The 18,017-nt window shown below is 63.3% G+C and carries 17 protein-coding genes; 4 read left to right on the forward strand and 13 right to left on the reverse strand.

What is annotated here, in order from left to right; translation table 11 throughout:
- Positions 1-52: 52 nt before the first annotated feature.
- The 3 genes from OHD58_RS14640 to OHD58_RS14650 are packed head-to-tail and all read right to left on the reverse strand — an operon-like array spanning position 53 to position 2,939.
- Positions 53-1,303: a Zn-dependent hydrolase gene (locus tag OHD58_RS14640; protein ID WP_263804125.1), complete on the reverse strand. Its 1,251-nt coding sequence runs from the start codon at positions 1,301-1,303 to the stop codon at positions 53-55.
- Positions 1,304-1,314: 11 nt separating this feature from the next.
- Positions 1,315-1,614, reverse strand: coding sequence for a cupin domain-containing protein (locus OHD58_RS14645; protein WP_263804127.1), 300 nt, complete (start codon positions 1,612-1,614; stop codon positions 1,315-1,317).
- A complete protein-coding gene (locus OHD58_RS14650; RefSeq protein WP_263804128.1) occupies positions 1,611-2,939 on the reverse strand; it encodes an aspartate aminotransferase family protein in 1,329 nt (442 codons plus the stop codon). The genes OHD58_RS14645 and OHD58_RS14650 overlap by 4 nt, the downstream gene beginning before the upstream one ends.
- A gap of 239 nt (positions 2,940-3,178) precedes the next feature.
- On the opposite strand from OHD58_RS14650, the gene OHD58_RS14655 reads away from it, so the two are divergent.
- On the forward strand, positions 3,179-3,805 hold the full coding sequence (locus OHD58_RS14655) for a TetR family transcriptional regulator C-terminal domain-containing protein (protein WP_263804237.1): 627 nt from the start codon (positions 3,179-3,181) through the stop codon (positions 3,803-3,805).
- On the opposite strand, the gene OHD58_RS14660 is transcribed toward OHD58_RS14655, so the two are convergent.
- On the reverse strand, positions 3,799-4,299 hold the full coding sequence (locus OHD58_RS14660) for a DUF3592 domain-containing protein (RefSeq protein WP_263804129.1): 501 nt from the start codon (positions 4,297-4,299) through the stop codon (positions 3,799-3,801). The two genes, OHD58_RS14655 and OHD58_RS14660, sit on opposite strands and share 7 nt — an antisense overlap.
- Positions 4,300-4,511: 212 nt before the next feature.
- On the opposite strand from OHD58_RS14660, the gene OHD58_RS14665 reads away from it, so the two are divergent.
- Positions 4,512-4,820: an EthD family reductase gene (locus OHD58_RS14665; protein ID WP_263804130.1), complete on the forward strand. Its 309-nt coding sequence runs from the start codon at positions 4,512-4,514 to the stop codon at positions 4,818-4,820.
- 83 nt (positions 4,821-4,903) lie between these two features.
- Here the strand turns inward: OHD58_RS14665 and preA are convergent, their stop codons facing one another.
- The 5 genes from preA to OHD58_RS14690 form a co-directional block, all read right to left on the reverse strand.
- Positions 4,904-6,217 (reverse strand): NAD-dependent dihydropyrimidine dehydrogenase subunit PreA, encoded by a 1,314-nt coding sequence (gene preA, locus OHD58_RS14670; protein WP_263804131.1) that lies wholly within the window; start codon positions 6,215-6,217, stop codon positions 4,904-4,906.
- Positions 6,210-6,719, reverse strand: coding sequence for a hypothetical protein (locus OHD58_RS14675; RefSeq protein WP_263804132.1), 510 nt, complete (start codon positions 6,717-6,719; stop codon positions 6,210-6,212). The genes preA and OHD58_RS14675 overlap by 8 nt, the downstream gene beginning before the upstream one ends.
- Positions 6,720-8,075, reverse strand: coding sequence for an NAD(P)-dependent oxidoreductase (locus OHD58_RS14680; RefSeq protein ID WP_263804133.1), 1,356 nt, complete (start codon positions 8,073-8,075; stop codon positions 6,720-6,722).
- A gap of 209 nt (positions 8,076-8,284) precedes the next feature.
- A complete protein-coding gene (locus OHD58_RS14685) occupies positions 8,285-9,382 on the reverse strand; it encodes a DMT family transporter (RefSeq protein ID WP_412177216.1) in 1,098 nt (365 codons plus the stop codon).
- 40 nt (positions 9,383-9,422) lie between these two features.
- Positions 9,423-10,304, reverse strand: coding sequence for a DMT family transporter (locus OHD58_RS14690; RefSeq protein ID WP_263804134.1), 882 nt, complete (start codon positions 10,302-10,304; stop codon positions 9,423-9,425).
- Between the two features lie 131 nt (positions 10,305-10,435).
- On the opposite strand from OHD58_RS14690, the gene OHD58_RS14695 reads away from it, so the two are divergent.
- Positions 10,436-10,876, forward strand: coding sequence for an Lrp/AsnC family transcriptional regulator (locus OHD58_RS14695; protein ID WP_263804135.1), 441 nt, complete (start codon positions 10,436-10,438; stop codon positions 10,874-10,876).
- Here OHD58_RS14695 and OHD58_RS14700 read toward each other — a convergent pair.
- From OHD58_RS14700 to OHD58_RS14710, 3 genes are all read right to left on the reverse strand, one after another.
- Positions 10,873-13,479 carry a GcvT family protein gene (locus tag OHD58_RS14700; RefSeq protein WP_263804136.1) on the reverse strand — a complete coding sequence of 869 codons (2,607 nt, stop codon included), beginning with the start codon at positions 13,477-13,479 and terminating at the stop codon, positions 10,873-10,875. The genes OHD58_RS14695 and OHD58_RS14700 overlap by 4 nt on opposite strands.
- A 219-nt stretch (positions 13,480-13,698) precedes the next feature.
- Positions 13,699-15,237, reverse strand: a complete 1,539-nt coding sequence (locus OHD58_RS14705) for a trimethylamine methyltransferase family protein (RefSeq protein WP_263804137.1) — start codon at positions 15,235-15,237, stop codon at positions 13,699-13,701.
- Positions 15,234-16,619: an MmgE/PrpD family protein gene (locus tag OHD58_RS14710; protein ID WP_263804138.1), complete on the reverse strand. Its 1,386-nt coding sequence runs from the start codon at positions 16,617-16,619 to the stop codon at positions 15,234-15,236. The genes OHD58_RS14705 and OHD58_RS14710 overlap by 4 nt, the downstream gene beginning before the upstream one ends.
- Positions 16,620-16,863: 244 nt before the next feature.
- Here OHD58_RS14710 and OHD58_RS14715 point away from each other — a divergent pair, with 244 nt between their 5' ends.
- Positions 16,864-17,448: a transglycosylase SLT domain-containing protein gene (locus OHD58_RS14715; protein WP_263804139.1), complete on the forward strand. Its 585-nt coding sequence runs from the start codon at positions 16,864-16,866 to the stop codon at positions 17,446-17,448.
- A 28-nt stretch (positions 17,449-17,476) separates the two neighbouring features.
- Here the strand turns inward: OHD58_RS14715 and OHD58_RS14720 are convergent, their stop codons facing one another.
- Positions 17,477-17,959: a pyridoxamine 5'-phosphate oxidase family protein gene (locus OHD58_RS14720; protein ID WP_263804140.1), complete on the reverse strand. Its 483-nt coding sequence runs from the start codon at positions 17,957-17,959 to the stop codon at positions 17,477-17,479.
- Positions 17,960-18,017: the final 58 nt, after the last annotated feature.

Here is an 18,017-nt window from a genome sequence, read left to right on the forward strand (position 1 = left end):
TTCCCCTTTTCGTTCGCGCTTCTTGTGAGCTGCGTTCGGTAGCCGATTCAATTCACTCAACGATCCCCGCCGTCTCCACCACGGCATGGAACAGCACGTCGCATCCCGCCGAGGCCCATTCCTTGGAGATTTCCTCCGCCTCGTTGTGCGACAGGCCGTCGACGCACGGGCAAAATATCATCGCGGTTGGCGCGACGCGGTTGATCCAGCAGGCGTCGTGGCCGGCGCCCGAGACGATATCCCGATGTGAATAGCCGAGGCGCTTTGCGGCATCGCGCACGGCCTTGACGCAATCCTTGTCGAAGGTGACGGGGTCGAAATGGCCGACCTGCTCGATCTCGAACCTGATGTCGAGCGCCTCGCAGATCAGTTCGATCCCCGAGCGGATGCGCTCGTCCATCTCGTCGAGCACTTCCTTGTTGGGCGAGCGAATATCGATGGTGAACAGCGTGCGGCCGGCGATGATGTTGCGGGAGTTCGGATAGACTTCCATGTGGCCGATCGCGCCGACGGCTTCCGGCTGGTAGTCCATGGCGATCTCGTGCACCAGCTCGGTCACCCGCGCCATGCCGAGCCCGGCATTGCGCCGCTTCGGCATGGGCGTCGAGCCGGTGTGGCTCTCCTTGCCGGTCAGCGTCACCTGCAGCCATTTCAGGCCCTGGCCGTGGGTGACGACCCCAATGTCGATGCCTTCGTCCTCGAGAATCGGCCCCTGCTCGATATGCAGTTCGAAGAAGGCCTTCATTTTGCGGGCGCCGACCTGTTCGTCGCCCTTCCAGCCGATGCGCTCCAACTCGTCGCCGAATTTCTTGCCTTTGGCATCGACCCGGTCGTAGGCCCAGTCCTGTTTGTGGATGCCGGCGAAGACGCCCGACGCCAGCATCGCCGGCGCGTAGCGGGTACCCTCCTCGTTGGTCCAGTTGGTGACGACGATCGGGTGCTTGGTCTTGATGCCGAGATCGTTGAGCGAGCGGATGACCTCCAGCCCGCCCAGCACGCCGAGCACGCCGTCATACTTGCCGCCGGTCGGCTGGGTGTCGAGATGCGAGCCGACATAGACGGGCAGTGCGTCCGGATCAGTGCCTTCGCGGCGGGCGAACATGGTGCCCATCTGGTCGAGGCCCATTTCCAGCTCCGCCGCCTCGCACCAGCGCTTGAACAGGTGCCGCCCCTCGCCGTCCTCGTCGGTGAGAGTCTGGCGGTTGTTGCCGCCGGCGATGCCGGGACCGATCTTCGCCATCTCCATCAGCGAATCCCACAAACGGTCTGAATTGATTCGCAGATTTTCGCCGGGAGCGGCCATCGTTCAGGACCTCACGCTTTCAATTCGACTTCGACGAAACTCATCGGCTTGTCGCCGGCGTTGACCACATTGTGTTCGACGCCTTCATCACGCCGGTAGGCAATGCCGGCCGCCATATCGACACGCCGCGTTCCGCCACCGGGTTCCTCCAGCAGGAAGGCACATGGCGTGATCGTCGTCACGACATAATCCATTCCGTGCCGGTGCCAACGCGTTTCCGCGCCGGGATCGAAATCCCAGCGCGTCACACGGACCTTGTCGTCATCGACGAGCACCTCGCTCGTCGCCTGCTGCCGAGCCTGGAACGTCAATCCACCATCCTCAGCACCTCGCGCACATGATCGATCAGTTCGTTGATCTGGCCCTTCGAGATGATCAGCGGCGGCGACAGCGCGATGATGTCGCCGGTAGTGCGGATCAGCGCACCGCGCTCGAAGGCCTTCACGAAGGCCGAGAAGGCGCGCTTAGTCGGCTGGCCGGCGATCGGCTCGAGTTCGATGGCGCCGACAAGGCCGATGTTGCGGATGTCGATCACATGCGGTTCGCCCTTCAGAGAGTGGAGCGCGTCCTCCCAATACGGCGCAAGCTCCTCGCCTCGCGTCAGAAGCCCCTCTTCCTTGTAGGTGTCGAGCGTGCCGAGGCCCGCGGCACAGGCAATCGGATTGCCGGAATAGGTGTAGCCGTGCATGAACTCGATGACGTGTTCCGGGCCGTTCATGAAGGCATCGTGGATTTCCTTCTTCACGAACACCGCACCCATCGGGATGACGCCGTTGGTGACGCCCTTGGCGGTGACCATGATGTCGGGAACGATGCCGAAATAATCGGCGGCGAACGGCGTGCCGAGGCGGCCGAAGCCGGTGATGACCTCGTCGAAAATCAACAGGATGCCGTGCTTGGTGCAGATGTCGCGCAGCTTCTGCAGATAGCCCTTCGGCGGGATGAGAACGCCGGTGGAGCCGGCAACCGGTTCGACAATGACGGCGGCGATCGTCGAGGCGTCGTGCAGCGTGACGATGCGCTCGAGTTCATTGGCAAGATCGCCGCCATGCTCGGGCTCGCCGCGCGAGAAAGCGTTCTTTGCCGGCAGGTGCGTGTGCGGCATGTGGTCGACGCCGGTTAGCAGCGTGCCGAACATCTTGCGATTGGTGACGATACCGCCGACCGAGATGCCGCCGAAGTTGACGCCGTGATAGCCGCGCTCGCGGCCGATCAGCCGGAACCGCGAGCCTTCGCCCTTGGCGCGCTGATAGGCGAGCGCGATCTTCAGCGCCGTGTCGACCGACTCCGATCCGGAATTGGTGAAGAACACATGGTCCATGCCTTTCGGCGCGATATCGACCAACCGGTTGGCGAATTCGAAGACGATGGGGTGGCCCATCTGGAAGGCCGGCGCGTAGTCGAGTTCGGCCGCCTGCTGCTGGATCGCCTCAGTGATCTTGGGCCGGCAATGGCCGGCATTGACGCACCACAGGCCCGACGTACCGTCGAGGACCTTGCGGCCGTCGCTCGTCGTGTAGTGCATGTCCTTGGCGGAGACGAACATGCGCGGCGCCTGCTTGAACTGGCGGTTTGCCGTGAACGGCATCCAGAACGCGCTGAGATCGTTCGGCGTTACTTTCAATCTGTTGGACATGACCAAGCTTTCCCCTGTGTCGCTGTTTCACCACGGCCAACGCTTGGTCTTTGGAGCACAATCGTGCTACGCAAATTTTTGACCGGTTGGACAAACGTTAACACCGCCAGATGGGCGGTCAAGGGAATAGTAGGGGAAATGGGTCTCCGGAAGCGCGCTCCACAGGTCGGGAAAAACTGGTCCAGCAGATTGGTCCAGATGCGGTTTGACGATATCCGCCGAGGCCAGGCCGCATGACCATGGAAGCCGCCGCGCCGCGCCGAACCCGCATCCAGCAGGAGAAGCGGGAGGTCATCCTCGAGGCTGCCCTCGAAGTGTTTTCCGCGCAAGGTTTCCGCGGCTCGACCATCGACCAGATCGCCGAAGCGGCGGGCATGTCGAAGCCCAACCTGCTCTATTATTTCCGCCGCAAGGAAGACATCCACGAGACGCTGATGCAGCGCCTGCTCGACACCTGGCTGGCGCCGCTGCGCGAACTCGACGATGTCGGCGACCCGATGACGGAACTCAGGAGCTACATTCGCCGCAAGCTCGAAATGGCACGCGATTTTCCGCGCGAGAGCCGGCTCTTCGCCAACGAGATTCTGCAAGGCGCGCCGCGCATCATGCCGCTGCTGGAAGGCGAACTGAAAACCCTTGTCGATGACAAGGCCGAGGTCATGAAGGGCTGGATGCGCAACGGAAAGATCGCCAGGACCGATCCCTATCACCTGATCTTCTCGATCTGGGCAACGACACAGCATTATGCAGATTTCGACGTCCAGGTACGCGCCGTACTTGGACCGGACCGTGGCGCGGACGGCCGCTTCGAGGACGCGGCGCGATTCCTGGAAGAGCTTTTCCTAAACGGGCTCAGACCTCAATAGACGGCATCCTTGGCCATCACCGTGGCGAAAGCCAGCATTGCGATAAAAACGGCCACGATGATCAGGTGATATGCCTTGGCACCGGATCGTCCGACCTCGCGCGCTCGCTTCGGGCGTTGGGGATCGAAGACGATGTCGACCGGCGCGCCAATCGTCCCGGTCACGGCGTTGACGCCAAGGTGGGACGTGAACACCACAACGCGGCCGGACTGGTCACGGAATTCGATCTTCGGGCGATCCGATGACTCATTGCCCGGTGCAATCCCGACGACCGTCCCCGTCGTCCGGCGTCCGCGGCGCGCCAGAACGAAATCCGTGTAGAGAAATTGCGCCGCGTATCCCACGAACAGCAAGGTGAAGAAAAGCATCCACACCTGGGCTGCGTTCAGTTCCAGGTCGACTTGCCGCAACAGGAAAATGAACGGCGACGCCGCGTCGATGAACAGCAGCCTCACCTGATAAAAGAAGGAATTCCAGATCTGCTCGATGGACATTTGCCACCCATGCTGCCCTTCACCCTAGCGAGGAATTAAAACACGCTTGTTAAGCCAGTGGACAAAAATTGTCCTCAAACCACAGCGGACGGTGATCCGGTCAGGCTCGAACAGGGACTTTGGTCCGGCTACCCATGGGCGGCGCGATACTCCATTCTGCCTGGCGGGCATCGGAAATGAGCGGCTATGCCGCATCAGCCAGGGAGAGAGCGATGGCTAGACTTCTCGCATTGTACCGGACGCCCAAGGATCCGGCGGCATTCGACCGTTATTATTTCGCCACGCACGTGCCGCTTGCCAAGAAGATCCCTGGCTTGCGCAAATATGACGTGAGCAGCGGCACCGCGCTCGGTCCCGAGGGTCCGTCGAATTTTCATCTGGTGGCGGCGCTGCATTTCGACAGCCTCGACGACATCAAGGCCGGGCTCGGTTCGCCGGAGGGACAGGCTACCGCTGCCGATCTCGGCAACTTCGCCGACGGCGGCGTCGAACTGATCTTCTACGACACCAAGGACGTTTAAGCGCCGCCGAGACGACCCCACCCGCCTCCCCCGGATCAAATCCGGGGTCGGCACGATCCCCTCAAGGGGGAGCGAAGATCACGCTATTCCGCGGCCACCTTGGCCATCGGGTTGTTCGGATGCTCGGTCCAGTTGGCGTAGATCGGCGATACCGTCTTGCCGGTGCGCCGGTCGAGTTCGCCGGGCGCCAGCGGGTCCATGGTGATGCAGTTCTCGACCGGGCAGACGTTGACGCAGAGATTGCAGCCGACGCACTCCTCCTCGATCACCTCGAAGTGGCGCTTGCCGTCGACCATCGAGGTGATCGCCTGGTGCGAGGTGTCCTCGCAGGCGATGTGGCAGCGGCCGCATTTGATGCAGGCATCCTGATCGATATGCGCCTTGGCGACATAGTTGAGGTTGAGGTGCTGCCACTCGGTGACGTTGGGCGTGGCGCGGCCGATGATGCTGTCGAGGTTCGCGTGGCCCTTTTCGTCCATCCAGTTCTTCAGGCCCTCGATCATCTCCTGGACGATCTTGAAGCCGTAGGTCATGGCAGCCGTGCAGACCTGCACATTGCCCGCCCCCAGCGCCAAGAACTCGGCGGCATCGCGCCAGGTGGTGACGCCGCCAATACCCGAGATCGGCAGGCCATGGGTTTCGCGGTCGCGGGCGATCTGCGCCACCATGTTGAGCGCGATCGGCTTGACCGCTGGGCCGCAATAGCCGCCATGCGATCCCTTGCCGTCGATCGAAGGCTCCGGCGAGAAGGAATCGAGGTTGACCGAAGTGATCGAGGTGATCGTGTTGATAAGCGAAACGGCATCTGCACCGCCGCGCATCGCCGCGCGAGCGGGATAACGGATGTCGGTGATGTTGGGCGTCAGCTTCACGATCACCGGCATGCGCGTGTACTGCTTGCACCAGCGCGCCACCATCTCGATGTATTCCGGCACCTGGCCGACCGCCGAACCCATGCCGCGCTCCGACATGCCGTGCGGGCAGCCGAAATTCAGCTCGATGCCGTCCGCTTCCGTCTCCTCGACCAGCGGCAGGATCGCCTTCCAGGAATGCTCCTCGCAAGGCACCATCAGCGATACGACGACGGCGCGGTCGGGCCAGTCCTTCTTGACCTGCTTGATCTCGCGCAAATTCACGAACAGGTCGCGGTCGGTGATCAGCTCGATGTTGTTGAGGCCGAGCAGGCGCCGGTCGGCACCCCAGATGGCGCCGTAGCGCGGCCCGTTGACGTTGACCACGGGCGGGCCTTCCTCGCCGAGCGTTTTCCAGACGACGCCCCCCCAGCCGGCCTTGAAGGCGCGGATGACATTGTAGGCCTTGTCGGTCGGCGGCGCCGAGGCCAGCCAGAACGGGTTGGGCGACTTGATGCCGACGAAGTTGTTGCGGATATCAGCCATGTTGAGTTCCTTCAGCTGAATGCAAGAAATCGTCTGGATGAACGTTAGCCTTGGACAGCCGGTCCCGAGCGGCTACCTGCACCACTTGATCGAACGTCTTTGGATGGCGAATCACAACCGCCTCAAAGGTGAGTTCGGGGTAACCCCGTTCGACAAGATCGAAGAAACCGGCGGATGGGTCAGGTTTCATTGTGAGATCCGAGACTGTCTTCGCCTCGCCATCCCGAGCGATTTTCTGCCTTGTCCGGCTAAGCCGAACTGTCTTGCCACGCTCGTCTCGAAGCATTTCTTCTAGTGCGTAGATCGACTGCCAAACATCGTGCTCGACCGTCCCCGGATTAGCCTCCGGCTGAACCAGACAAAGCCTGGCAAAGGCGGCGCGCTCGACAGCCGCCGAGCCTTCGCGTCTCGCATTTGCAATGTAAGTTCTCAACCGCTGCGCATCCTCAAGCGTCTCAATGATCGCCAAGGCGGCACGTTCAATTTTCGTGAGTTCCTGCATTCATCCCCCCATCAATGCCAGGTGGATACTTTCGGCGGCGTCCCTGCCCTGCGCGACGCCCGAGACGGTCAGGTCGTCGCCGCCGAAAATGCAGTCGCCGCCGGCCCAGACTTTCGGCAGCGAGGTGCGGCCTTCGGCATCGACCTTGATGCGGCCGGCCTCCATGGCGATCGAAGCGCCGCTGCCGTTGAGCGAAGCGGGGTCGAAACTCTGGCCTATCGCCTTGAACACCTGATCGGCCTCCAGCCGCAGTGTCTTGCCGGTGCCGGCGAGCTTTTCGCCGGCCATCGCCGTGTATTCGAGTTCGATGCCGGCGACCCTGCCGTTTTCGGCGACGACCATTTTCGGCTGCATCCAGTGGCGGATGGTGACGCCCTTCGACGTGGCGAGGTCCTGCTCGAACTCGGACGCGTTCATATGCTCCTTGCCGCGCCGGTAGCAGATCGTCACTTCCTCGGCACCGAGCAGCTTGGATTGCACGGCGGCGTCGATCGCCGTCATGCCGCCGCCGATGACGACGACGCGGCGGCCGACCTCCAGGGCGGAAAGATCGCGCGCCTGGCGAAGCTCGGCGATGAATTCGACGGCATTTTCCACGCCATCACTCTCCTCGCCCTCGGCGCGAAGCGCGTTGACCCCGGTAAGGCCGAGACCGAGAAACACCGCGTCGTAGCTCGCGGTCAGATCCGACAGCGCATAGTCGCGGCCGAGCGCCTTGCCGTTGACGATCGAGATGCCGCCGATGGCGGTGACGTAATCGACCTCGGCCTGGGCGAAATTGTCTGTGCTCTTGTAGGCGGCGATGCCGTATTCGTTGAGGCCGCCGGACTTTTCCCGCGCCTCGAGCACTGTGACCTCGTGCCCGTAGCGGGCGAGGCGATGCGCGGCGGCGAGACCGGCCGGACCGGCGCCGACCACAGCGACTTTCTTACCCGTATTGTTGGCCCGCTCGTAGAACTGTTTGTTCTGCGCCATCGCCACGTCGGTGGCGTAGCGCTGCAGGCGGCCTATCTGCACCGGCTTACCCTCGGCCACCTCGCGCACGCAGACCTCCTCGCACAGCGTTTCGGTCGGGCAGACGCGGGCGCACATGCCGCCAAGGATGTTCTGGTCGAAGATGGTCTTGGCCGAGCCGATCGGATTGCCGGTGGAAATCTGGCGGATGAACAGCGGAATGTCGATCGAGGTCGGGCAGGCCTGCATGCAAGGCGCGTCGTAGCAGAAATAACAGCGGTCGGATTCGACCAGCGCCTCGTGATGATCGAGCGGTGGATGCAGGTCGGAGAAATTGTCGGCGTATTTTTCCGGCGACAGCCGGGCGGCGGCGATGCCTTCCTTGAACAGACCTTCGGCCATTTTCGAAGTTCCCCATTCTTGTTTTGAGGAAGGCTAGCACAGTTTATTTTTTTATCAATCGGTCAAATTTTGGGATAAGGTATTGTTCTGGCAAGATAATATGAGTTGTTTAGTCATGTTTATTTGAGCAAGCTTCTCCATTGCCGCGCTGCGGCTTTCCGACTTCGCAATTGCTTAGGAGGAGTGAAAAGCCGGGGGCGACACTCTCATCACGCCGACGTGACGCCGTGATCGTGCCGGTGGTGAAGGTCGGGATAGTGCGGGTGCTTGTGCCGCATCGGTTCGTGCCGGTGCCAATGCGAATGCGGTTCCGTCACCGGTCCGTCATGGTGGTGCTGATGATGGCTGTCGTGGACGTGGCTGTGTTCGTGCTCCAGCGCCTCGTGGTCATGCTCGTGGTCGTGCCGCTCGGACAAATGAAGCCATAGGCCGACGCCCATCAGCAGGCCGGCCAGCGCCAGTTTCAAGGTCAACGGTTCGCCGAGCATGACAATCGCCAGCAGCGCGCCGACGAAGGGCGCGAGCGAATAATAGGCGCCGGTGCGCGCCGTGCCGAGATGGCGCAGCGCCAGGATGAACATGACCAGACTGACCCCGATGCCGAAGAAGCCGACCGCGCCGGCGGCCGCAATGATGGAGGGCGCCGGCAGCGCGTCGCCGGCGACCAGGGCAAGCCCCACATTGACAACGCCGGCCACGAGACCTTTGAGCATGGCGATGACGACAGGATCCGTGGCGGAAATCTTGCGCGTGAAATTGTTGTCGAGCCCCCAGGCAACGCAAGCCGCCGCGACGAGCAGCGCACCGAGATTGAACGCAACGCCCTGCCCCTGCCACGACAGCAGGACCGCGCCGGCAAGAATGGCGAACGCGCCGACCAGCAGACGCCGGTCGACGTTTTCGCGATAGACCAGCCAGGCGATCGCCATGGTCGCCAGACCTTCGAGGTTGAGCAGGAGCGCGCTGCTCGACGCTGTGTTGAGGGTAAGGCCGAACATCAGCAGCACGGGCGCGGCAATGCCCCCCATGGCGATGGCCAACGCCAGCCACGGCAGATCCTCGCGGCGCAGCCGCGCTTCGCCCGCATCCGCCGCACCGCGCCACAGGCGGTAGGCGGCCAGACCGACACCGGCGCCGAGATAAAGCAGACCGGCGAGCATGAAGGGCTGGACAGTATCGAGAAGCAGTTTCGACAGCGGCGGGGCGGCCCCGAACAGGGCAGCCGAGCCGAGCGCCAGCGGAACGCCGGGGAAGAGGTGGTCGTGCGAGCGGGTGTCGGCCATGGCCGAAACTATCGGCAATCGCATCGCAAATGCCAACCCCGGACAGCCGGCGGTGGAAATCGCCTCAGGCCATCTTCGGACGCCACAGCGACCAGCCGAGATTCATGCCGGCCGCCGCGAGAAGGATCGCGGCGGCGCCGACCAGCTGGGCGGGCTGCAGCCGGTGCCCGAAGGCCAGAAAATCGACCAGGATGGCGACGACCGGGTAGATGAAGGACAGCGACCCCTGCAGATGCGTCGGCAGCTTCTGGATGGCGCCATACATCAGGATGTACATCAGCCCGGTGTGCACGACGCCGACCACCGCCAGCATCGCCCAGGTGCGGGGATCGCCGGGAAGCTCAGAAAGATTGGCGAACGGTGCCAGCATGACGATGCCGACCGAGACCTGGATCAGCGCGATGAGATGCGGCGGCGTGCCGGCGAGCTTCTTGGTGACGATCGCCGCGACAGCCCAGAAGAAGGCCGCGCCCAGCGCCATCAAGATACCGCCGAAATAATCCGTGCCGACCGAACCGGCGTCGGGCTTGCCCTGCACGATGAGCAGCATGCCGGCAAAGGCCAAAGCGAGCCATGTCAGCTTCGTCACAGTGACCCGCTCGGAAAAGAACAGCGCGCCGAAACCGACCAGCATGAAGGGCTGCGTGTTGTAGACCGCGGTAGCGATGGAGATCGACGCGTGGGTGTAGGCGCTGAACAGCAGCAGCCAGTTGATGACGATGGCCGCGCCGCCGAGCGCAGCAAGCGCCAGCAACCGCCACGACAGGAGCCCGCGCAGCAGACCGAGCGCGGCGCAAACGACGAAAAGCGTCGCCGCGCCGAAGACGCAGCGCCAGAACACCACGTCCATGACCGGCTGGCCGGACATGACGACGAACCAGCCGATGGTTCCGAGGATCACCATGGCGGCGGTCATCTCGATGGTGCCGCGGTGTATGTCCGTCATCAAAGGCTCCCGAAACTGTCAGCAGCCGAGAATCCGACATCGCGCCGGGATTTTACATGCTTTTAGAAAGGTGTTTTGCGTCGAGCGTTTAATTATATAAGGTATAAGCCAATTTATCAGGAGAATCTGAAGTGATCGACGACATCGACCAGTGCATCCTGCAAATCCTCGCGGTGGATTCGCGCGCTTCGCTCAAGGAACTGGGCCAGCAGGCAGGCCTGTCGTCGCCGGCGGTTTCGGAGCGGCTGCGGCGGCTGGAGGAACGCGGCGTCATCCGCGGCTTCACCGTCGAGATCGATCCGTCAGCACTCGGCTATACGTTGCAGGCGCTTGTCCGCATCCGGCCTCTGCCCGGCAAGCTGCACATCGTGCAGAAGCTGATCGAGGAAACGCCGGAATTCACCGAATGCGACAAGGTGACGGGCGAGGACTGTTTTGTCGTGCGGCTGTTCGTGCGCTCGATCGACCAGCTCGACGGCATCATCGACCGCATCGCCGACAAGGCCGAGACCAACACGGCGATCGTCAAGTCGCAGCCGATCCGGCGGCGGTCGCCGCCGTTCGCGGGTTAACCCCGCAGCCGCTGCTGGTTGCCGTCGAACAGCGGCGCGGGCTGGATACGGGCGGCGTGGCGCTTGCCGAGAAGCTCGATCTCGAAGCCGTCGCTTTCGTCTGCGATTTCCTTCGGCACGTAGCCCATGGCGACCGAGGCTTTGGCGTTGTGCGCATAGCCGCCAGAGGTGACCCAGCCGCGCACGGCGCCGCCGAACCAGATCGCCTCGTCGCCGATGACGTCCGCGTCGTCCGCTTCCATGACGAAGGCGCGCAGGCGGAGCTTGCCGCCTGACGCCTTTTCCGCCGCCGCCCCCGCCTTGCCGATGAAATCGGCAGGCTTGTTGTAGGCGACGAAGCGGTCGAGTCCCGCTTCGAGCGGTCCGTAGATCGGCCGGTACTCGCGTGCCCAGGAGCCGTAGTTCTTTTCCAGGCGCAAAGCGTTGAGGGCGCGTGAGCCGAACAGGCCGATGCCGAATTCCGCGCCGGCTTCCATCAGGGTATGGAGCACCGAGCGCTGGTATTCGGGTGCGATCCACAGCTCGTAGCCGAGATCGCCCGTGTAACTGACCCGGCCGGCAAGGCACGGCGCCATGCCGATATCGAGTTTTTTGATGTCCATGAACTTGAAGGCGGCAGATGAAACGTCGGTGCGCGTGACCTTTTCCAGCAGCTTGCGTGCGTTAGGCCCGGCGATCGAGAGACCGGTGAGTTTTGCGCCAAGTGCCTCCACCTTGACCGAGCCGTCGCCCGGCAGGTGCTTCTCGAACCAGCGCAAGTGATATTCCTCGGCGATGCCGGAGCCGAAGATCATCCATTCGCCACCGGCTTGCGATGCAATACCCCCACCCCCAACCCCTCCCCTCAAGGGGGAGGGGGAATTTGCGGCCGCAGTGCCCAACGAAATCGCCGACTGTTGGCGCGCAGCGGAGACGTTGCCGGATTCCCCTCCCCCTTGAGGGGAGGGGTTACGGGTGGGGGTAACTTCCTGCAAAGATAACGACCCGCACAAATTGGCGAGCGAAAAATCGCCGATCAGCTTGCCGTCCTGCTTCAGCATCGGCGCCAGCGTCATACGGCCGGGCTGCGGCAGCTTGCAGGCGAGGATCCTGTCCAGCCAGGCCTCGGCGCGCTCGCCCGTGACCTTGTATTTGGCGAAATTGGAGATTTCCGACAGGCCGACATGCTCGCGCACCGTTTTCACCTCGGCGGCAACGGAGGGAAAATCACTAGAGCGACGCCACGAGAATTCGTCCTTCACACCCTCCGGCGCGTACCACAACGGCACTTCCAGCCCGTAGGAAACGCCGAACTGCGCGCCTTTGGCGGCAAGCAGGTCGTAGACCGGTGTCGTCTTCAGCGGCCGGCCGGCGGGCAACTCCTCGTTGGGGAAGCGGATGGAGAAGCGCCGCGAATAGTTTTCGCGCACTTTGGCGTTGGTGTAGGCCATCGACGCCCAGTCGCCGTAGCGCGACACATCCATCGCCCAGATGTCGAAGCCGGGATCGCCGTGGATCATCCAGTTGGAGAGCGCCAGCCCGACGCCGCCACCCTGTGAAAATCCGGCCATGACGCCGCACGCAGCCCAGAAACCCGGCAGGCCGCGCACCGGGCCGACCAGCGGGTTGCCGTCCGGCGCGAAGGTGAACGGGCCGTTGATGATCTGCTTGATGCCGGTGTTCTGGAACGCCGGGAAATGCCGGAAGCCGACCTCCAGCGACGGCGCGATGCGGTCGATGTCGGGTTCCAGGAGTTCATGGCCGAAGTTCCACGGCGTCTGGTGCTCGGACCACGGCTTGCCGGCCTTCTCGTAGGTGCCCATCAGCATGCCGCCGCGTTCCTGGCGCAGATAAAGCTCGCCGTCGAAATCGACCGCGTGGATGATCTCGGTGCCGGTCTTGTCGTTCCAGGCCTTCACCTCCGGCATGTCCTCGGTGATGAGGTACATGTGCTCCATGGCGAGCACCGGCAGCTCCAGCCCGACCATGCGGCCGACCTCGCGCGCCCAAAGGCCGCCGGCGTTGACGACATGCTCGGCGATGACCTCGCCCTTGTTGGTGATGACGCGCCAGAGGCCGTCCGGCCGCCGCACGATCTCCTCGACCTTGGTGAAGCGCTCGACGTCCGCCCCGAGTTTTCGGGCCGCCTTGGCATAGGCGTGGGTGACGCCGGAGGGGTCGAGGTGGCCGTCCTCGGAATTGCGCACCGCGCCGACGAATTGTTTCGGGTCGAGAAGCGGCATCAGGTCGGCCGCTTCCTTCGCCGATATCTCCTCCAGGTCGAGGCCGAGATAGCGGCCCTTGGCCACGACGCCGCGCAGCCAGTCCATGCGGGCCTCGGTGGCCGCAAGCAGCACGCCTCCGGTGACATGCACGCCGGTCGCCTGGCCGGAAAGCTCCTCGATCTCCTTGTAGAGCTCGATGGTGTATTTCTGCAGCTTGGCGACGTTGGGATCGCCGTTGATCGTGTGCATGCCGCCGGCGGCGTGCCAGGTGGAGCCGGAGGTCAGCTCGTCGCGCTCCAGCAGCACGACGTCGGTCCAGCCGGCGCGGGCCAGATGATAGAGAACCGAGGTTCCGACGACGCCGCCGCCAATGACCACGACCTTTGCATGCGATTTCATGTTTTTCTCTACGGTTTCAATGGATTGGAGAGGATTTTAGAATCTGGGTGGAAGGGAATTGATTCCAGAGGTGAGGTTTGCGCTGCCCCTCATCGCCCTGCCGGGCACTTCTCCCCGTAAGAACGGGGAGAAGGAAGCAGCTCCGGCGTCGACGCCCCCCTCTCCCCGTCCCTTTACGGGGAGAGGGTAAGGGTGAGGGGCAGCGCAGACCGATGATCATCACGGCTCACCCACCCCGATCTCTTCGCGGCGCTTCGCCATGTAGGCCTCGAGTTCCTCGCGGATCGCAGGGTCCATCGCCGGCTCGACATACTCCTCCAGCGCCTTTTTCCAGACTTTCGTCGCGCGCGCCGTGGCGTCGAGGCTACCGGCTTCAGCCCAAGCCTCGTAGTTCTGCCAGTTCGACAGCATCGGCTGGTAGAACGCGGTGGAGTAGCGCTCCAGCGTGTGCGGCTCGCCGAAGAAATGGCCGCCTGTCGGCACCGCGCCGAGCGCATCGAGTGCCAACTCGCCTTCATTGACCTCGATCGGCCGCAGGAATTCCATCATGTGCTGGATCATCTCGACATCGATGATGAACTTTTCGAACGACGCGGTAAGCCCGCCCTCCTGCCAGCCTGCGGCGTGGTAGACGAGGTTGCCATGGCCGAGGATGGCGCCCCACAGCGCCATCATGGTCTCCCAGGCGCCCTGCGCGTCGGCGGCGTTGGAGGCCGAGCCGGGCGTCGTGCGGTAAGGCAGGTTGTAGCGGCGGGCAAGCTGGCCGGACGCGACGTTGGCCTTGGTGTTCTCAGGCGTGCCGAACGCCGGGGCGCCCGACTTCATGTCGACATTGGAGGTGAAGGCACCGTACATGACCGGCGCGCCGGGGCGCACAAGCTGGGTCAGCACGACCCCGAACAGCGCCTCGGCGTTCTGCTGCGCGAGCGCGCCGGCGAGCGTGACCGGGCTCATCGCGCCCATCAGCGTGAACGGGGTGACGGCGACCGACTGGCCGAACTCGGCCATCGTCATCAGGCCGTCCGCCATCATGTCGTCGAAGCGGCGCGGCGAGTTGACCGAAATAATGGTGGTGACGCCGGGATCGTCCGCCAATTGCTCAAGCGTCAGCCCTCTGGCGATCGCCATCATGTTGACGCCGTCGAGCGCCCTGCCCCGGCCGATGGCCGAGACGTGGAAGGATTTGTCGGTGAGCGTGAGGTTGGCGAAATAGGTGTCGAGGTGGCGGGAATTGGCCGGCAGCTCGATCGGCGCGCACACCTGGTTGCCGATCATGTGGATGCAGTTGAAATGCTGGGCCAGCCGCACGAGGTCGGAATAATCGGCGAGATTGCCGGCGCGGCGACCACGCGCCATGTCGTGCACGTTGGGCGGACCGGCGACCAGCGTGAAATTGATCGTGTCGCCGCCGAGATGGATGGTCCGCTCCGGATTGCGCGGCGTCAGCGTATAATGCGAACGCGTCGTCTTCAGAGCCTCGGCAACGAGACCGCGATCGATGCGGACGTTCTGTGTCGCATGGTCGACCGTAGCACCCGCCTTCTCGAACAGCGAAAGCGCGCGCGGGCTCATCACCTCGATGCCGAAATTCTCGAGGATGTGCATCGAGGCCTCGTGGATCGCCTCGACCTGATCGGCCGACAGCAACTGCATCGGCGGATAGGGATTCGTCACCCGCCGCAGCGGCAGTTGCGGGATGGCGGCACCCGACCGAGCATGGCCCCGGTCGGCGCTGCGCCGTCGACGTTCCACGTTCATTCCGCAGCCCTCATCCGTTTTGAGACATGCAATGGCGGACACGTTATCGCTTCGAGCAGCGGCGCCACTGACGGCGCCGTCTCAAGCGTCATCACCATGGATTTCACGCTCTCGGCACGCTCGGCCACGCCGCCGGCCTCCATCAGCATGTCGAACTTTGCTTCGACCTCGGCATCCGAGAGCGGATTTTCGGCGCTTCCCCGTGCCACCGACGGACGCGAGCGCAGCACCCGGCCGTCGCTCAAGCCGATTTCCACCTCCGCCCATCGCTCGGCGGGGAACAGCGCCGAGTAGCGCGGGTCGTCGACAAGCTCGACCGATCGCGAGACGCGAAGAATTTCGGCATCGCCAAGTGCATCGCCATCGATCTCGTCCGGGCCGACCTGTCCGCGCACGAGAAGCGCCGCGACCGGGAAAGGCAGGCTGTATTGCGCCGCGTCCGTCGCTTCCGGCGCAGCAACGGCAAGCCGGCTTGCCTCACGAAACGTCCTGACCGTGATGCGCTCGATCAGGCTGTGCGTAAAATCGTGATCGCGCTGCAATTGCGCCGCCGCTTCCATTGCCGGCTGCGCCCAGCGGCAGACCGGATAGGCCTTGAGATACTGCTCCGACATGCGCCAGCGGGAACCGAGATCCGACCAAAGGCGCGCGACATCGTCGCCCTCAACGGTGATCGCCGGCGCTCCGGTGAACCCGGCCTGGGCGAGAAGGGCAGCGGAAACGCCGGTCATCGCGCCCCATCCGGATCCGTCCTTCACCATTGTCGGGTGGTCGATGCAGCGCATCATCTGGCTGCGCGGGCCATAGAATTCGGCAATGCCAAGCGCCTCGCGCGTGGCAGCGCGATCGAGCTTCATCACGCGCGATCCGACCGCCGCCGCGCCAAGCGCGACCCAGGCGCCCGATGTGTGATAGTCCGGCGCAGTCGCGTGCAGCGCGATGCCGGCACGGATCGCCACTTCATAACCCGCGATCAGATGAGCGAGTGCGGCTTCACCGCTGAGGGAGGCGCCGTCACCGGCGAAGGCGGCGAGAGCCGCAAGCACGCCGCAGCCGGCATGGCCCTTGGTCAGCGGATGGCCGTCATGCGCGTCGAACCCGTCGATTGTCATGGCATTGGCGAACGCGGCGCCTGCGACACTTGCCTTTCGCCCGTCGAAGAAAAAGCCCGCGTCAGTGCCGCCGAACGCCTCGAGGGAAACGGTTCGGACGGCATCGCTGACCGGCAGGCGCGACCCGGCCGCTGCCACGCCGATCAGGTCGAGAAGGCTGCGCTTGGCATGAACGACGACCTCCGCCGGCGCATCGCCGAAACGAAAATCCTGGATGAAAGTAAAAGCCTGGCCAGTCATCGGTCCGCTGGTCTGTCGCACGGGCCGCATGGACCGCGCCGCACTTGAGTTCGACAGCGGGCATAGTTCCCTTCCGATCCAGCCGCGGCTGTCAGGTATTCGACATTTGCAGGCGGGATTTTAGCCAAGGCGGCATTTCGAAGGCAGCCGTGGAAACAAAAGCGACATTCTGGGTCGGATTGTTCGCCATCGCTTTTTCATGACCACAATCGCGCCGGATTGATTAAGAACGGCGGCAAGACTCCCTTTATGATTTTCACCTAATGCTCACCGCATGGTTGGGTGGCGTTTTAGTAAAATTGTATCGGTTGCTGGTTTGCTGGGGCTGTCGGCCTGCGCGACGGCTCCGAGCCATATCAACGACATCTGCGCGGTTTTCGACCAGCAGGATGGCTGGTTCAACAACTGGCAAAGTGCGGCCAAAAGCGCTGAAAGGAAATACGGCGTTCCGGTTCCGGTGCTGATGGCGACGGTGCGCAAGGAATCCGGTTTCAAGGCACACGCCAAGCCGCCGCGCACCAAGCTGCTCGGCTTCATTCCGTGGAAACGCCAGTCCAGCGCCTATGGCTATTCTCAGGCGCTCGACGGTACCTGGGCACAATATCAGCGCGAGGCCGGCGGCTTCAGCGCCCGGCGCAGCAACTTCGCCGATGCGGTGGATTTCGTCGGCTGGTATCACGCCAAGACCGCCGACACCTACGGCGTGGCGAAGAACGACACCTACCGCCTCTACATGGCCTATTATCTCGGCTGGACCGGCTTCAAGCGCGGCAACTGGAGCGCCAGCGTGCAGAACTACGCGCGCGACACGGACAAGATGGCGCGCAACTATGCAGCGCAGTTGAGGCAGTGCCGGTAGTTGCCGACCAATCTGCCGGCCAATTCCGTCAGAGCGCCAGCTTCTTGTTTTCGCCGATGTCGTCGGCCTTCTCGCCGGTGAGCTTGGCCTTCACGTAGCCGACCGCCTGGCTGAGCGGCGCGGACGGGAACGACCAGAACTCGCCGGTGTCCGGCTCCACCTTCAGCAGCGTCAGATTCGGATCGGTCTTGCCTTTCGGGAACCAGGCTTTGACCTCCTCGCTCCACAGCGCTTCGATGAGCGCGCGGTCATCGACCATTTCGCCCTTGCCGGTGACGGCGACGTAGGCGCCGCTGCCGGCATAACCGAGGCTGAGCTTGGAGTTGGCTTTGACGTTCCTGGCGACCGAACCGTCCTTGTCGGTGAAGAACCAGATCGAACCTTCGCTGTCGGCCTTCTGGTTGGCCATCGGGCGCGTGTGCAGCGAACCGTTCTTCTCGATGGTCGTCAGCATGGCGATCTTCACGTCGTCGATCATCTCGTAGAGTTTTTTCTTGTCGCTGTTGGCCACGGGGTTTCTCCTTCCGGCATTCCTTGGGGTGCCAGACCAACAGCGGAGCGCCGAAAGA

The organism is Mesorhizobium sp. ZC-5 (genome assembly GCF_025753855.1).
GTDB lineage: Bacteria > Pseudomonadota > Alphaproteobacteria > Rhizobiales > Rhizobiaceae > Neomesorhizobium.

Bases quoted from the DNA above. Each gene is read 5' to 3' on its own strand.
- OHD58_RS14640 (WP_263804125.1), bottom strand. From the start codon at position 1,303: ATGGCCGCTCCCGGCGAAAATCTGCGAATCAATTCAGACCGTTTGTGG.
- OHD58_RS14650 (WP_263804128.1), bottom strand. From the start codon at position 2,939: ATGTCCAACAGATTGAAAGTAACGCCGAACGATCTCAGCGCGTTCTGG.
- OHD58_RS14655 (WP_263804237.1), top strand. From the start codon at position 3,179: ATGGAAGCCGCCGCGCCGCGCCGAACCCGCATCCAGCAGGAGAAGCGG.
- OHD58_RS14660 (WP_263804129.1), bottom strand. From the start codon at position 4,299: ATGTCCATCGAGCAGATCTGGAATTCCTTCTTTTATCAGGTGAGGCTG.
- OHD58_RS14665 (WP_263804130.1), top strand. From the start codon at position 4,512: ATGGCTAGACTTCTCGCATTGTACCGGACGCCCAAGGATCCGGCGGCA.
- preA (WP_263804131.1), bottom strand. From the start codon at position 6,217: ATGGCTGATATCCGCAACAACTTCGTCGGCATCAAGTCGCCCAACCCG.
- OHD58_RS14675 (WP_263804132.1), bottom strand. From the start codon at position 6,719: ATGCAGGAACTCACGAAAATTGAACGTGCCGCCTTGGCGATCATTGAG.
- OHD58_RS14680 (WP_263804133.1), bottom strand. From the start codon at position 8,075: ATGGCCGAAGGTCTGTTCAAGGAAGGCATCGCCGCCGCCCGGCTGTCG.
- OHD58_RS14685 (WP_412177216.1), bottom strand. From the start codon at position 9,382: ATGCGATTGCCGATAGTTTCGGCCATGGCCGACACCCGCTCGCACGAC.
- OHD58_RS14690 (WP_263804134.1), bottom strand. From the start codon at position 10,304: ATGACGGACATACACCGCGGCACCATCGAGATGACCGCCGCCATGGTG.
- OHD58_RS14700 (WP_263804136.1), bottom strand. From the start codon at position 13,479: ATGAAATCGCATGCAAAGGTCGTGGTCATTGGCGGCGGCGTCGTCGGA.
- OHD58_RS14705 (WP_263804137.1), bottom strand. From the start codon at position 15,237: ATGAACGTGGAACGTCGACGGCGCAGCGCCGACCGGGGCCATGCTCGG.
- OHD58_RS14710 (WP_263804138.1), bottom strand. From the start codon at position 16,619: ATGCGGCCCGTGCGACAGACCAGCGGACCGATGACTGGCCAGGCTTTT.
- OHD58_RS14715 (WP_263804139.1), top strand. From the start codon at position 16,864: ATGGTTGGGTGGCGTTTTAGTAAAATTGTATCGGTTGCTGGTTTGCTG.